At 59.1% G+C, this 13,924-nt stretch carries 13 protein-coding genes; 6 read left to right on the top strand and 7 right to left on the bottom strand.

Annotation, left to right across the window (positions count from 1 at the left end):
• Positions 1 to 5: 5 nt before the first annotated feature.
• From ppx to JZX89_RS01090, 4 genes are read right to left on the bottom strand one after another with little or no spacing between them, the layout of a single operon-like run.
• Entirely contained in the window at positions 6 to 1,529 is a 1,524-nt protein-coding gene (gene ppx / locus JZX89_RS01105; protein ID WP_207132844.1) for an exopolyphosphatase, read from the bottom strand.
• Positions 1,526 to 3,772, bottom strand: coding sequence for an RNA degradosome polyphosphate kinase (locus JZX89_RS01100; RefSeq protein WP_246670521.1), 2,247 nt, complete (start codon positions 3,770 to 3,772; stop codon positions 1,526 to 1,528). Before JZX89_RS01100 ends, ppx begins: the two co-directional genes overlap by 4 nt.
• Before the next feature lie 53 nt (positions 3,773 to 3,825).
• Entirely contained in the window at positions 3,826 to 4,554 is a 729-nt protein-coding gene (hdaA, locus tag JZX89_RS01095; protein WP_207132843.1) for a DnaA regulatory inactivator HdaA, read from the bottom strand.
• A 2-nt stretch (positions 4,555 to 4,556) separates the two neighbouring features.
• The gene (locus JZX89_RS01090) at positions 4,557 to 5,714 is read right to left on the bottom strand and encodes an AI-2E family transporter (RefSeq protein WP_149897903.1); all 1,158 of its coding nucleotides are present in this window, start codon (positions 5,712 to 5,714) and stop codon (positions 4,557 to 4,559) included.
• Between the two features lie 275 nt (positions 5,715 to 5,989).
• On the opposite strand from JZX89_RS01090, the gene JZX89_RS01085 reads away from it, so the two are divergent.
• The 6 genes from JZX89_RS01085 to JZX89_RS01060 all read left to right on the top strand — a co-directional run bounded on the left by JZX89_RS01085 (position 5,990) and on the right by JZX89_RS01060 (position 10,468).
• Positions 5,990 to 6,784, top strand: coding sequence for a class I SAM-dependent DNA methyltransferase (locus JZX89_RS01085; protein WP_207132842.1), 795 nt, complete (start codon positions 5,990 to 5,992; stop codon positions 6,782 to 6,784).
• Positions 6,785 to 6,907: 123 nt separating this feature from the next.
• Positions 6,908 to 7,981: a phosphoribosylformylglycinamidine cyclo-ligase gene (gene purM / locus JZX89_RS01080; protein ID WP_207132841.1), complete on the top strand. Its 1,074-nt coding sequence runs from the start codon at positions 6,908 to 6,910 to the stop codon at positions 7,979 to 7,981.
• Complete coding sequence (gene purN / locus JZX89_RS01075; RefSeq protein ID WP_207132840.1) at positions 7,978 to 8,652, top strand: phosphoribosylglycinamide formyltransferase; 675 nt, start codon at positions 7,978 to 7,980, stop codon at positions 8,650 to 8,652. The genes purM and purN overlap by 4 nt, the downstream gene beginning before the upstream one ends.
• 133 nt (positions 8,653 to 8,785) lie before the next feature.
• Positions 8,786 to 9,721 carry an omptin family outer membrane protease gene (locus tag JZX89_RS01070; protein WP_207132839.1) on the top strand — a complete coding sequence of 312 codons (936 nt, stop codon included), beginning with the start codon at positions 8,786 to 8,788 and terminating at the stop codon, positions 9,719 to 9,721.
• Positions 9,722 to 9,830: 109 nt separating this feature from the next.
• Positions 9,831 to 10,070 (top strand): type II toxin-antitoxin system Phd/YefM family antitoxin, encoded by a 240-nt coding sequence (locus JZX89_RS01065; protein WP_207132838.1) that lies wholly within the window; start codon positions 9,831 to 9,833, stop codon positions 10,068 to 10,070.
• Positions 10,070 to 10,468 carry a type II toxin-antitoxin system VapC family toxin gene (locus JZX89_RS01060; RefSeq protein WP_149897909.1) on the top strand — a complete coding sequence of 133 codons (399 nt, stop codon included), beginning with the start codon at positions 10,070 to 10,072 and terminating at the stop codon, positions 10,466 to 10,468. The genes JZX89_RS01065 and JZX89_RS01060 overlap by 1 nt, the downstream gene beginning before the upstream one ends.
• Positions 10,469 to 10,474: 6 nt before the next feature.
• On the opposite strand, the gene JZX89_RS01055 is transcribed toward JZX89_RS01060, so the two are convergent.
• From JZX89_RS01055 to JZX89_RS01045, 3 genes are read right to left on the bottom strand one after another with little or no spacing between them, the layout of a single operon-like run.
• Positions 10,475 to 11,086 carry an NUDIX domain-containing protein gene (locus JZX89_RS01055; RefSeq protein ID WP_207132837.1) on the bottom strand — a complete coding sequence of 204 codons (612 nt, stop codon included), beginning with the start codon at positions 11,084 to 11,086 and terminating at the stop codon, positions 10,475 to 10,477.
• Positions 11,087 to 11,108: 22 nt separating this feature from the next.
• Positions 11,109 to 11,705: an NUDIX domain-containing protein gene (locus JZX89_RS01050; RefSeq protein ID WP_149897911.1), complete on the bottom strand. Its 597-nt coding sequence runs from the start codon at positions 11,703 to 11,705 to the stop codon at positions 11,109 to 11,111.
• An 11-nt stretch (positions 11,706 to 11,716) separates the two neighbouring features.
• Positions 11,717 to 13,921, bottom strand: coding sequence for a molybdopterin-containing oxidoreductase family protein (locus JZX89_RS01045; protein ID WP_207133079.1), 2,205 nt, complete (start codon positions 13,919 to 13,921; stop codon positions 11,717 to 11,719).
• Positions 13,922 to 13,924 lie beyond the last annotated feature (3 nt).

The following is a 13,924-nucleotide window of genomic DNA, read 5'->3' as shown; positions in this document are numbered from 1 at the left end:
TCTTTTTACTCGAACACGAACGCCAGCCGCTTGCCCGTCAGCTTCGCCAGCTGCTGCAAACGCCCGTCCAGACGCTCGCCGGCAAAATCGCAATAGTCGTGCGGCACCACGAATTCCAGATCGAGATCGGGATTGGTGGATTTGCGGAATTTCAGGTGGTCGACAACGCCCGGCATCGAGGCCGAGAACAGATAGACGACACGCAGCAAGCCGCCGAGCAACTTGCCGAGCTCCAGCAGCCGGTCGCCCGCCATGGCGGCAAGCGGCTGGGTGGTGCCGTTGTCGTTCAATCCCTCGAAACGGTAATAATTGGCGAGCGCAATATAGGCGCGGCCCGGATGGGTGATCGCGACGAAGGAAGAGTGGGCGATGATGTTGAGCGCCTGCAGGCCGCGATAATCCGGATGGGCGCGCCAGCTGATATCGGCCAGAAGGCAGGCCGCCTGCCGATAACGGCTTTCCTCTTCCGTCTCTTCGATGCCGAAGACAGGAAAGGTACGGCCGCTCCAGTCCGCCAGTTCACGCGCATGTTCCGGTGAGCGGGCGCGCAGAATGGCAAGTTCGTCAGCCGTGACCAGCAGCGGATCGGAATCCCGCTCCGTTTCCGTCAGCAGCGAATAGAGATAACCCTCGCGCACACCCTGCGCCGAGAAGGCGATCTTTGCCGGCTTCATCACCTTCAGAACCTCGCGCATGGCGATGGCGCCGAAGGGCAGAAGCGAACGGCGGTTCTTGGAAACTGCCTGCCAGGCCGGATCCTTGCTGTCTCTGGAGAGAATAACCTCCTCCAGAAAATTCAGCATTTCCTCCAGCGGCAATTCATAGCCCTGCATCATATGCAGCGGATAACCGGTGATCTCCATGTGCAGCTTGGCGATGTTTCGCCAGGTGCCGCCCACGGCATAAAAGGTGCGCCCCTCGCCTGCCGCCAGCAGCTTGGCGAAGGATTTGACGTGTTTTCTGGCAATGGTCACGGCTTTTTCCAGCGAGCCGTCCGATTGCTCGGAAAGCCTCAGACCACCAAGCGGCAGGGTGATGCCCTCGCCGCAGCTCTTGCCTTTGATGTCGATAAGTTCGAGCGAACCACCGCCCAGATCGCCGGCAATGCCATCCGGATCGTGGAAACCGCTGATGACGCCATAGGCGGAATAAAGCGCTTCCTTTTCGCCTGACAGCACTTCGATCTCGCAACCGAGAATGGCTTCGGCCTCGCGGATGAAATCCGGGCCGTTTTCCGCTTCACGCGCCGCCGCCGTCGCCAGCACGTAAAGTTCCTGCGCCTGCGCCTGCTCGGAAAGCGCATGGAAGCGCCTGAGGGCCATCAGCGCCCGGCTGATGCCTTCCTCATGCATGCGGCCCGTCAGCGCCAGTCCTTTGCCAAGGCCGCAGAGGACCTTTTCGTTGAACAGCACCGCGGGCGCGCGGGAGAGACCTTCATATACGACAAGACGAACGGAGTTCGAACCAATATCTATGACGGAAACGGGGGCAAGGCCGGTCAGCCGCCCCTGTGCTTCTGATCGAGTCATTCAGCCTGTTTCTTGCGGGAAGAAATCAACCCGGCAATCAATTTGGGCGCACTGGATTTCAAGGCTTCACCACGTCCGGAAAGGCTGGGATTGGTCATGAAATAGTGCTGCGCGTTGAACGGTTCTTCGCCTTTACGCACCTCGATGCGCCTCGACGTTCCGTCCGCAAGTATCTCGTAGCTCTGCTGGTTGTCAATGAGATTGCCCAGCATAATCTGTGAAAGAACCTGCTCGTGCACGGTGGGGTTGGTCAGCGGCACCATCGTTTCGACACGGCGATCAAGGTTGCGCGGCATCATGTCGGCCGAGCCGATATAGACCAGCGCCTTGTCGGATGGCAGGCCGAAACCGTTGCCGAAGCAGAAGATTCGGCTGTGTTCGAGGAAGCGTCCAACGATCGATTTCACGCGGATATTCTCCGACAGTCCCGTTACCTGCGGGCGCAGGCAGCAGATGCCGCGTATCACCAGATCGATTTCCACACCCGCCGCACTGGCGCGGTAAAGCGAATCGATGATCTCGGGATCAACCAGCGAATTCATCTTCATCCAGATCGCCGCCGGCGCACCGCGCTTGGCGTGTTCGATCTCTTCATTGATGTGCTTCACGATGCGCGAGCGCAACGTGTAGGGCGAGATCGCCACCTTCATGCCCTCTTCGGGCTCACCGTAACCGGTGATGAAGTTGAAGATATTCGCCATGTCGTGGGCGATCTTCGGGTTGCAGGTGAAGAAGGAAAGGTCGGTGTAAATCTTGGCCGTGATCGGGTGATAGTTACCGGTGCCAAGGTGGCAATAGGTTCTGAGCTTGCCGTCTTCGCGGCGCACCACCATCGACATCTTGGCATGGGTTTTCAGTTCGATGAAACCGAACACCACCTGCACGCCGGCCCGCTCCAGATCGCGCGCCCAGCGGATGTTGGCCTCTTCGTCGAAGCGCGCCTTCAATTCCACCAGGGCGGTGACGGATTTGCCGGCTTCCGCCGCATCGATCAACGCACGGACGATCGGGCTGTCATTGGAGGTACGGTAAAGCGTCTGCTTGATGGCGAGAACGTCAGGGTCACGCGCCGCCTGCAGCAGGAACTGCACGACCACGTCGAAGCTTTCATAGGGGTGGTGAACCACCATGTCCTTTTCGCGGATGGCGGCAAGGCAATCGCCGGCATGTTCACGCACACGCTCGGGGAACCGGGCGTTGTAAGGCTCGAATTTCAGGTCGTCGCGCGGCGCGCGCACGATTTCCGAAATGGTGTTGAGCGCCAGAAGACCCGGCAGAACGGCGACGCGATTGTCCGGCACGCCAAGCTCGTGCACCACGAACTGGCGCAATGACTGCGGCATTTCGCTGTCGGTCTCGATGCGGATGACGGAACCGCGACGGCGGCGCTTCAGCGCGCTTTCGAAGAAACGGACAAGATCTTCCGCCTCTTCCTCCACCTCGATATCGCTGTCGCGGATGATGCGGAAGGTGCCGAAGCCGCGGACGGTATAACCGGGATAAAGCCGGTGGATGAACAGGCCGACCACATCTTCAAGTGTGATGTAACGAATGGCGTTCTTGTCATCCGGCAGGCGCACGAAGCGGTCTAGTGCGGGCGGCAGGCGCAGCAGCGCAGTCATCGGCTCGCGGCCGTTGACGCTGTCGAGCTGCAGGCCCATTGAGAAGCCGAGATTGGGGATGAAGGGGAACGGGTGCGCCGGGTCGATCGACAGCGGCGTCAGCACCGGGAAAATACGTTCTTCGAATTCGGTGCCCAGCCAGGTCCGGTCGGCATCGGAAAGTGCGGCAGGCCGCACGACGAAGATTTCTTCCTTGGCGAGATATTGCTGCAGAACGGCGAGCGAGGCCTGCTGTTCCATCTGCAGATTGTCGATTTCCTTCAGAATGTCTTCCAGCTGCTCGGCGGGCGTCTTGCCATCCGGCGTCCGGACGGTGATCTTCTGGCGAACCTGGCCTTCGAGGCCGGCAACGCGGACCATGAAGAATTCATCGAGGTTGGCGGCCGAGATGGAGAGGAAACGCAGCCGCTCCAAAAGCGGATGATCCGTATTCAGCGTTTCTTCGAGAACACGGCGATTGAACTGGAGCCAAGAGAATTCACGGTTGATGAAACGGGCGGGGCTGTCCCAGAGGTTCTCGCCCTCGGTCACCGGCTGAACCTTGTCGAAGTTGTCCTGCGCTACTGCGTCCATGCCCTGTTCCATCCCCTGACCTGTTTCCGTCCCGTGATCCTGTTGCATCGCGTGATCGTCCTTCTTGCCCGTATAACAGTTTGACGACGGAACTGTGACAGTCAATCGACGTCCAGCCCGTTGCCCGCCGCTGCGCTGTCCATCGAATTCAGGACTTCCGCCGCCAGCGGGCGGGTTATTCTCGTTCCGCGCGCCAGCGCCAGCCTGTCGATGCGGTCCACAATCGTCTGCGCCGTATCGAGCGAGCGCTCCATTCTATTGACGATGTAACCTATGAGTTTGTCATCCATGTAAAGCTGCCGGTCGGCGAAGAGTTTTACCAGCACCTGCGCCAGCAGCCCCTCGTCCGGCTCGCCCGTCTCCACCACCGTCACGGCCTTCAGGCGCGAACGCAGATCCGGCAGCGTCACCGGCCATGCCGCCGGCCATTGCCGGCTTGTCATCAAAAGCGTCGTGCCGTGCTGGCGCACGCTGTTGATGACATGGAAGAGTTCAGTATCGTCAAAACCGCGCCGGTCGGCATCCTCGAAAAGAACGGGTCCGCTCTCGGCCGTGCGGGCCGCATCGCCGCCGGCCTGCGGGTGGATATCCCGGGCGCCGGCGATATTTTTCCAGATATTGGCGAGATGCGATTTTCCCGAGCCGGGCGGCCCGGCCAGCACGACGACCGGCGCGCGCCAGTTCGGCCATTCATCGACAAGGCTGACGGCGGCCGCAAGCGACGCGGACATGAGCAGATCGTCCCTGCCGGAGGCGGCCTGGTGTGAGAATGCGAGCGGCAGCTGCTCGGCCTTCGACCGGGCGTTGTCGGTTTTGATTGGGTCAGTCATCGTCAGCCCTGACCATCCACCTTGGCGGAGGACGTTTCCTTTTCTTCCAGGGTAGAATTGGCATCCCAGGGAAGGTTGGCAGCGTGTCCGTGGTAAAGATCGCTTTCAAGATACCGCGACAATGCAAAGCGGACAAGCACACCAACGGCGGCCGCCGCCGGAACTGCGACCAGAAGGCCGACGAAGCCGAACAGTGCGCCGAAGGCGAACAGGGCGAACATCAGCCACACCGGATGCAGACCGACGCTTTTGCCGACAAGTTTCGGCTGTAGAATATTGCCTTCGATGAACTGGCCGGAAAAGAACACGGCGAGTGTCAGAAACACATAGATGTAATCCGGCCAGAACTGCACGATGGCGACACCAACGGCAAGGATGAGGCCGACCATGGAACCGATATAGGGAATGAAGCTGATGAGGCCGGAGAAGAGGCCGATCAGCAGGCCGAAATTCAAGCCCACCAGCGACAGGCCAACGGCGTAATAAACGCCAAGAATGATGCAGAGCGACCCCTGCCCGCGCACGAAACCGGCAATCGTCTTGTCCATGTCGCGAGCGATCTGGCGCACAGTATGCACGTAGTCGCGCGGTATCCAGCTGTCGACCTTGTCGATCATCCGGTCCCAGTCCAGCAGCAGGTAAAAGGCGACGACGGGGGTGACGACCAGCAGCGACACGACATCGACCAGCGATTTGCCGGAATTCCATATCTGCGTCAGTAGTGTACCGATAAAACCGGCGCCTTCGGCAAGGAGCTTGGAGAAATTCTCCTTCACGGATTCGATCTGGTTGCTGACCCAGTCAGGCAAAAGGTTGGTATCGGCGCCGGCAATCAGCTGCTGCAAGGACGAGATATATTGCGGGATGCGGGTGATGAATTCCGAGGCCTGGGCGGCAATCAGCGGAATGATGATGATGAGCGACAGCGCGAAGATCAGCACGAAAGAAACGAGGATGACGACGGTCGCCATCAGCCGGTTGAGACCGCGACGCTCCAGCCAGTCGGCAACCGGGTCCAGAAAATAGGCAAGCGCCATGCCCGCCACGAAGGGCAGCAGAATGGAGCTGAAAACCATCAGGAAAAGGACAAAGACGGCAAGCACGCCAATCCAGAAAAACACCTGCCGGCGCAGGTTCATACCGCTCACATGGGGTTGCATTCATTCATCCTCTTGTCGCCGTGCCGTCACCGCCCAGGATGGAGATAGGATGCGCATATGCACATGGTCAAGACCGATGCGGCTGCGCTGAGGCCGCGGGAACCCGCACGCTTGGCCATCTTTTTCCCACACAAGCTGCTCCGGCCGGCAAAATCCCGTCTTTCCGGGGTATCGGGCCGCAACGGCAGGTTGACCGGCAGGTAATATTAGACAAATATCAAATAATAATCGGGCAAGCCCGCAACTCTCTGTCATGCCCGAGGGCCGGAGGCACGATGCAAGGCAGCAGTGAAAATGGCATCGCGGAACACAATGCCGGTCTTTTCGATCACCCCGACATTGCCGCGTGGTACGACAACCAGCAGCTTTACCCGGCCGAACGCATCATTCTCGACCAGTTTCGCCATGCCTATGCCGGCAAACGGCTGCTTGATCTCGGGGTCGGCACCGGCCGGACGACGAAACCGCTTCTGCCGCTGGTGGGCGATTATATCGGCATCGACCGTTCGCAACCCATGCTCGCGCTGGCGCGGCGCAATTTTCCGACCGCCACCTTTCTTGACATGGATGTACGGGCGATCGGCCAATTCGGTGCGGAGCGTTTCGACTGCGTGCTCGGCGCACTCGCGATTTTAAGCGCCTTCGGCCATGAGGATCGGCTCGCCATCATCCATGCCATCAGCGGCATTCTGGCGCCCGGCGGTTATTTCATTTTTTCGTTTCATAACCGGCAATGGAAGCGGGCCGGCGGCATGCCGTTGCACCGGCGATCCTGGCATCCGCGGGACATGGTGAATTCCCTGCATCCGCAAAGCTGGATCAACTATCTGCGGCTACAACCCGCCACCCGGCAGACGCCGGAATATGCCATTCTGGTGGATCAGGCGCATCGCTGGAGCGGCCTGTTTTATTTCATCGACCTTGCCGCCCAAACCCGCCAGCTGGAAGCGGCGGGCTTCGAAGTTGTTGCCCGTTACGGTGAGAACGGCCGGGCGATCGAGGAAAACTCCGATACGTCCAATGACGGCCTGCTCAATCTTGTCTGTCGCGTTGGTTCGCCGGCATCGTGAGCGTCTCGCGTCGCAAGCCCTGCCAAAGCCGTTAAAAACCGGAGCTTTTGCCACTCAAACCCTTGCATCAGGCCCCGTCCCGTGCGAATGGCGACGCCAAAGGAACCAGCGGAGACGAGAGCCATGAGCCAGTCGGGCAAGAACGGTCTTACCTATAGTGACGCAGGTGTGGATATCGACGCCGGTAATCTAATGGTCGAAAAGATCAAACCGGCGGTGCGCTCGACACGGCGTCCCGGCGCGGATGGCGAAATCGGCGGCTTCGGCGGCCTGTTCGACCTCAAAGCGGCGGGTTTCACCGATCCGGTTCTGGTGGCCGCCAATGACGGCGTCGGCACCAAGCTGAAGATCGCCATCGACGCGGATTATCACGATACCGTCGGCATCGATCTTGTCGCCATGTGCGTCAACGATCTCGTTGTGCAGGGCGCCGAGCCGCTGTTCTTTCTCGATTATTTCGCGACCGGCAAGCTCGATCCGGATCAAGGTGCTGCCATCGTTTCCGGCATCGCCGCCGGTTGTCGCGAATCCGGCTGTGCGCTGATCGGTGGCGAAACCGCCGAGATGCCCGGCATGTATTCCGACGGTGATTATGATCTCGCCGGCTTTGCCGTGGGTGCGGCCGAACGCGGCCAGCTTCTGCCGGCCGGCGATATTGCCGAAGGCGATGTCATTCTCGGACTTTCCTCGTCCGGCGTTCACTCCAACGGCTTCTCGCTGGTGCGCAAGATCGTTTCGGTTTCCGGCCTTGGCTGGGATGCGCCGGCCCCCTTTGCCGACGGCAAAAAGCTCGGGGAAGCACTGCTGACGCCGACACGCATCTATGTGAAGCCGCTTCTGAAGGCGATCCGCGAGACCGGCGCTTTGAAGGCTCTGGCGCATATCACCGGCGGCGGTTTCCCGGAGAATATTCCGCGCGTTCTGCCCAAACATCTCGCCGCCGAGATCGATCTCGACGCGATCGAGGTTCCGGCCGTCTTTTCGTGGCTTGCCAAAACCGGCGGGGTCGAGCCCAAGGAAATGCTGCGCACCTTCAATTGCGGCGTCGGCATGATCGTGGTGGTTTCGGCTGAAAATGCCGGCAAGGTCACCGACGCGCTGACGGCGGAAGGCGAGACGGTTTTCCCGCTCGGCCGCATGGTTGCCCGTGAAGAGGGCGCACATGGCACGATCTACAAGGGCGCGCTTAACCTATGATGCGCGCCGCCTTCTCGTCTGGCCGCAAGCGTGTCGTCGTTTTCATCTCCGGCAGCGGCTCCAATATGGTGTCGCTGGCGAAAGCCTGCCAGGCGGCGGATTTTCCGGCTGAAATCGTCTGCGTGATCTCGGACAAGGCTTCTGCGGGCGGGCTGGAAAAAGCCCGGGATCTCGGCATTCCGACGCTCGTCTTCGAGCGTAAGACCTATGCCAGCAAGGCCGAGCATGAAGGCGCCATTCTGGCCGCACTTGGCGAAATCGCGCCGGATATCATTTGCCTTGCCGGTTACATGCGGTTGATATCAGGGGATTTCATCGCTCCCTATGAGGGCCGCATCATCAATATCCACCCTTCCCTGTTGCCGCTTTTTCCGGGTCTCAACACCCATCAGCGCGCCATCGACAGCGGCATGAAGATTTCCGGCTGCACCGTGCATTTCGTGACCGAAGGCATGGATGAAGGTCCGACCATTGCTCAGGGTGCTGTTCCGGTCCTTTCCAACGATACGACCGAGACGCTGGCAGCGCGGCTCCTGAGCGTCGAGCACCAGCTTTACCCACTCGCCCTGCAGCGGCTTGCAGAAGGCAATGTGCGGATGGAAGGCGGCAAAGCCGTCTTCACTGGCAATGAAAGTAAATCCGAGTATTCCAGTCTGATTTCCACTTTTTGATAAAGACATCACTAAAGTACAACGATACTTAAAGTGGTATTTTCCGCAAAATAAACCGATCATTTACCATAATCACCTTTAATGCCCGCAAACGGCCTCGTATTTCAGGCCCTCCGGTCATTGAGGAGCGATTATGCTATTTTCGAGATTTTCCCTGCCGCTTTCGGCACTTTTGCTGATGAGCACCAGCCTGCCGCTCGCCGCCGAACAAAGTGGCATTACCGCCTCGCTGGATGCCGGTGTTCTCAATCTTCGGGCAACGGAAACCGTTCATATCGGCGGCAGCAAGTTAAGCGAACTGGAATGGGAAACGAAAAACGCCATGGCGTTGCGCGGCTCTCTCGGACTTGAGCTTGCACCCGGCTGGCGCGTGAAAGCCGAAGGCCGTGTCGGCTTTGAAGGCGACGGCTACATGACCGACTATGACTGGATAGCGCCTTTTTCCAGAGACACGTCCAAAAACAACTGGAGCCATCGCTCCCAACACGACGATACGCGGCTTGACCACTATTTTTCGGGAAGCTTCGAGCTTAATCGCATGCTGCTGGATGATCCCCAGCAATATCTTAGCGCCGGCGTCGGTTTTCGTTATACGGATGTGCAATGGTCGGCCTATGGCGGCAGCGCCGTCTACAGCCTTTTCTCTCGAAGAGATCTGAACATCAGGTTCAAGGACGGTGAGAAGGGTATTACCTACCGTCAGCAAATCCCCGTCTTCTACGGCAACCTGACCGGTGGCCAGAGATTCGGCAACTGGTCGCTCAATGCCGGCCTGGAGGGCGGCGCGATGGTTTTTGCCAAGGCGACGGATGATCACTGGATGCGCGATATGCGCTTTACCGACAAATTCGACGTTGCCGGCATGTTCGGGGTGAAGGCGGGTGTTGCCTATGACCTGACCCAGAATGCCTCAATCTATATAGATGGCGCCTATGAATATACCAGTCTGGGGCGCGGAGACACGCATTATAGCGGCGCAGGCGCCGGAAACCTGACATCGGAAAAGAATGCCGGCGGTGGCGATCTGCAGTCGATTTTCATAGGCGCTGGTATCAAGGGCCGGTTCTGACATGAACAGGCCTTAGCCGCGGAGAGCATCGCCGCCCTTCTTGACCAAGCGCTTAACCAAGCAGAAGACGAGACCTATTATCGTCCAATATGAATAAGGGTGTCGCTCCATGACGATCACGATCAAAGTCGGCGAAGCCAAAACTCATCGTTCGGAGCTTCTTGCCAGGGTTGAGGCAGGAGAAGAGGTGATTATCGCGCGCGGGAACGAAGCTGTGGCTCGCCTCGTAAAAGCCAACGACCCTCAGTCCCGCCAGCAACTCATCACTGCGATACGGACAGAACGGTCACAGCGAAAAAAGACGACCACGGACGAGATCAAAGTGTGGAAAGAGGAAGGTCGCAGATAGTGGCCTTCGTGGTTGACGCATCGGTTGTCGCGGCTTGGTTCCTGCCTGACGAAAATGGCATGGTTGCCGACGAGGCATTGGCACGACTGGAAACGCAGGACGCTTTCGCGCCGGATCTTCTGTCTCACGAGTTGCGCAACATCCTGCTTTCGGCCGAACGTCGAAAACGTATTTCCCCGGACGAGATATTTGTAATTCTGCTGCGCTTTGCGAGCCTTCCGCTCACATTGTCCTCAAGCGTCGATCATGTATCAATCATCCGCCTGGCACAAAAACATTCACTTTCCGCCTGCGATGCCGCCTATCTGTCGCTTGCAATTTCGCACAAGGTACCTCTTGCAACACATGACAAGAAGCTTGCGGCAGCCGCAAAGCTGGAAAACGTCTCTTTCGTGTAAGCGTAGTCAGAGCTGCGTGCGGTTCAACATCGCCCACTGCAAAAGAATAATCGTCTTGGAATCGGTAATTTCGCCCGACGCGATCATCGCGAAGGCTTCGTCGAGACCGTAAGTCAGAACCTCGATATCCTCGCCTTCGCTTTCCAGCCCGCCGCCGTTGCCGGCCTGCACGTCGAGATCGATGCGCGCGACGAAGAGGCTGACCTTTTCCGTCAATGTTCCGGGGCTGGCATACATGTCGAAGAGATAATCGACCTTCTCGACCGCGTAGCCGGATTCTTCCATCGCCTCGCGACGAATGGCGTCGGCCGCGTTGTCGTCATCGAGAAGGCCTGCCGGCACTTCGATCATGAAACTTGGATCGCCGTTTACGAAGGCGGCGGGGCGGAACTGCCGGACCATCACCACGCTGTCGCGCTTTTTATCGTAAAGCAGAATGGCCGCGGCGCTGCCGTGGTCGTGCACTTCGCGCACGATGCGGATCGTTTTGCCATCCGGCATGCGCTGATCGAAAATGAGCTTCTGCATATGCACGAAGCCCTTCCAGACCGTCTCCTTTTCCACCAGCCGTATTCTGTCCGTCTCGCCGGCAGCAGCCATTTTCAATGAACGATCCATAGTCACTCCGTAGGCAATCCCATCACAGGGTGAGGGACGATTTGTTCAGGGCCGCCCATTGCAGCAGCATGATCGTCTTTCCATCGCAGATATCGCCGGTTTCTATCATCTTCATGGCATCCGCCAGCGAAAACTCCAGAACCTCGATGTCCTCGTCCTCATGTGCGGCACCGCCGCCCTCCTCCAGCCGATCCGATGAATCGATGATGGCGGCAAAAAAATGCAGAATTTCGGTCACGGAACCGGGCGACATGAAGGATTTGAACAGAAACCGCACGTCTTTCACGACATATCCGGTTTCTTCCATCACCTCGCGGCGAATGGCCTCGGCCGGGTCGTCACCATCCAGCAGGCCGGCAGGCGCTTCCAGAAGCCAGCCGTGATAGCCGTTCACGTAGGTGGGCACGCGAAACTGCCGCACCAGCACCACCGTCTCGCGGCGCGGATCGTAAAGCAGGATGGTCGCGCCATTGCCGCGATCATAGGCCTCTCGCCGGATGACTTTCGTTTCACCCTTCGAATTGGTGTAATTATAGGTGATGTTGCGGAGATGATACCAGTTCTTTGAGAGCGTCTCGTCTTTCAGAATTTCAATCTTCACATTGTCGAACTTGCTCATTCCATGTCCCGTCAGTCTTTGCGCAGCCACACCTTGTTGTCATGGAAAGCCGCTCCACCATAGGGGGCAACGGCATCGGCGCCGGTGAGAACATTGATGCCCTCGCCGTCCAGATGCGCCTTGTTGGGCCACAGCCCTTCGGCAATCAGCACGCCTGATCTGGCGCCCTCAACAATCTTTGCGTGGAGACGTACTTCGCCGCGTGCGTTGCCAATGCGGACGATGTCGCCATCGGCGATACCGTGACCGGCGGCATCCTCGGAGCAGATCATCAATTCCGGGCGGCCTTCCTTCTGCACGGAGGTTTTGGTTTCCGCGAAGGTGGAGTTCAGGAAATTGCGCGCCGGCGATGTCGCCAGCCGGAAGGGATGATCCCCGTCGGCGGTCTCGATGACATCCACCTGATCCGGGAATTTCGGAAATTCGGATACCGGCCCCATGACGCCGATATTTTTCGGCGGTTTGTTCGGAGAAGGCCCCGTTGCCCAGTCCGGGCTGAAACGGAACTTTCCGTCGCCATAACCAAAACCCTCGAGATAATGAGCCACCTCAAAAGGCGGCTGCGCATCGATCCACTTCTCCTCCGTCAGCGTGTCGAAGTCACCCCAGCCGCTGACTTTCAGCATACGGTCAACATGATCACGGGCCGAAAGGCCGAAGCCGGGCATGTGGTCGACGCCGAGACGTTTTGCCAGCTCTTCGATGACAAAGAGATTGGTGCGCACGGTTTCCGGCGGTTCGACCAGTTTCGGGCCGAGCAGAATGTGGTTCTGGCCACCGGCGCGATAGATATCGTCATGTTCGAGGAACATGGTGGCCGGCAGCACGATATCGGCCACGTCAGCCGTCTCGGTCATGAACTGCTCATGCACGGCGACGAAAAGATCGTCGCGCAGGAAACCCTGCTTTACCAGCCGTTGTTCGGGCGCGACATTGACGGGATTGGTGTTCTGGATGAGCAGCGCCGTCACCGGGCCGCCGTGGCGCAGCGCATTGGCATCGCCCGTCAGCACGGGGCCGATCTGCGACTGGTCGAGCTGGCGCACATCGGGGTCGGCATAGGCCGTACCCATCAGCTCCGCCTTGTTGAGCCGGAAAATATCGCCATTATTGTGGAACGCCCCGCCACCCTCATATTGCCAGGAGCCGAGCACGGTGGCGATCGACAGGGCGGCGTGCATGGCGACCGCGCCGTTGCGCTGGCGGGCAAAACCGTAACCCAGCCGGAAGAACGTCTTTTTCGTCGTGCCGACGAGCCTTGCGAAATCCTCTATCTCGTCGACGGAAAGGCCGGTTATCTCGGACGCCCATTGCGGCGTCTTTGTCTTCAGATGCGCCTCCAGCCCGACCGGATCGTCGGCAAAGCGCGCCATGTAGTCACGGTCGGCGTGACCATCGCGGAAGGCGATGTGCATGATGGCGCAGGCGAGCGCTGCATCTGTGCCGGGGCGGAGGACGATGCGCATATCCGCCTGTTTCATCGTCGGATTGTCGTAAATATCAACGACGACGATCTTTGCGCCGCGTTCCTTGCGGGCCTTGACCGCATGGGTCATGACATTGACCTGCGTGGCAACCGCATTGGTGCCCCAGATGACGACGACATCGGCCTTGCCGATCTCGCGCGGGTCGGGACCACGCAGCGCACCGGTGCCCATCACGTAACCCGTCCAGGCCATGTTGGTGCAGATCGAACCGAAGAAGCCGGAGTATTTCTTGGCGTGGCGCAGCCGCTCGATGGAATCGCGCTGCACCTGCCCCATGGTTCCGGCGTAGAAATACGGCCAGATGGCCTCCGCACCATGCCGGGCTTCCGCCTTGACGAAAGCATCTGCCACCTCGTCCAGCGCGGCTTCCCAGGAAATCTCCTGCCAGTCCCCTGCCCCTTTGGCGCCCTTGCGGCGCTTCGGGGTCAGCAAACGGCCGGGATGATAGATGCGCTCGGAATACCGCGCCACCTTGGCGCAGATGACGCCAGCGGTGTATGTATTGCTATTGGCGCCGCGCACGCGGCCGATGCGGCCTTCCGCATTGATATCGACCTCCAGCGCACAGGCGCTCGGACAGTCATGTGGACAGACGGTGTGGCCGACACGGACTTCGGCCTTGTTGATGGCTTTTTCAGCGGAGATCGGGGTCGCAACGTTCATGGCTTTTGTATATTGCATCAATGATGCGGCAAAAAGGCCGAAGTGACGTCCATCAAGAATATTCATCAT

It is taken from the genome of Agrobacterium burrii, from assembly GCF_017313405.1.
GTDB classification, from domain to species: domain Bacteria; phylum Pseudomonadota; class Alphaproteobacteria; order Rhizobiales; family Rhizobiaceae; genus Agrobacterium; species Agrobacterium burrii.
This window is presented reverse-complemented; position numbering and strand designations above follow the sequence as displayed.

Bases quoted from the DNA above. Each gene is read 5' to 3' on its own strand.
- JZX89_RS01070 (WP_207132839.1), top strand. From the start codon at position 8,786: ATGCTATTTTCGAGATTTTCCCTGCCGCTTTCGGCACTTTTGCTGATG.
- JZX89_RS01100 (WP_246670521.1), bottom strand. From the start codon at position 3,772: ATGCAACAGGATCACGGGACGGAAACAGGTCAGGGGATGGAACAGGGC.
- JZX89_RS01065 (WP_207132838.1), top strand. From the start codon at position 9,831: ATGACGATCACGATCAAAGTCGGCGAAGCCAAAACTCATCGTTCGGAG.
- JZX89_RS01085 (WP_207132842.1), top strand. From the start codon at position 5,990: ATGCAAGGCAGCAGTGAAAATGGCATCGCGGAACACAATGCCGGTCTT.
- purN (WP_207132840.1), top strand. From the start codon at position 7,978: ATGATGCGCGCCGCCTTCTCGTCTGGCCGCAAGCGTGTCGTCGTTTTC.
- ppx (WP_207132844.1), bottom strand. From the start codon at position 1,529: ATGACTCGATCAGAAGCACAGGGGCGGCTGACCGGCCTTGCCCCCGTT.
- JZX89_RS01050 (WP_149897911.1), bottom strand. From the start codon at position 11,705: ATGAGCAAGTTCGACAATGTGAAGATTGAAATTCTGAAAGACGAGACG.
- JZX89_RS01055 (WP_207132837.1), bottom strand. From the start codon at position 11,086: ATGGATCGTTCATTGAAAATGGCTGCTGCCGGCGAGACGGACAGAATA.
- JZX89_RS01045 (WP_207133079.1), bottom strand. From the start codon at position 13,921: ATGAATATTCTTGATGGACGTCACTTCGGCCTTTTTGCCGCATCATTG.
- JZX89_RS01090 (WP_149897903.1), bottom strand. From the start codon at position 5,714: ATGCAACCCCATGTGAGCGGTATGAACCTGCGCCGGCAGGTGTTTTTC.
- purM (WP_207132841.1), top strand. From the start codon at position 6,908: ATGAGCCAGTCGGGCAAGAACGGTCTTACCTATAGTGACGCAGGTGTG.
- hdaA (WP_207132843.1), bottom strand. From the start codon at position 4,554: ATGACTGACCCAATCAAAACCGACAACGCCCGGTCGAAGGCCGAGCAG.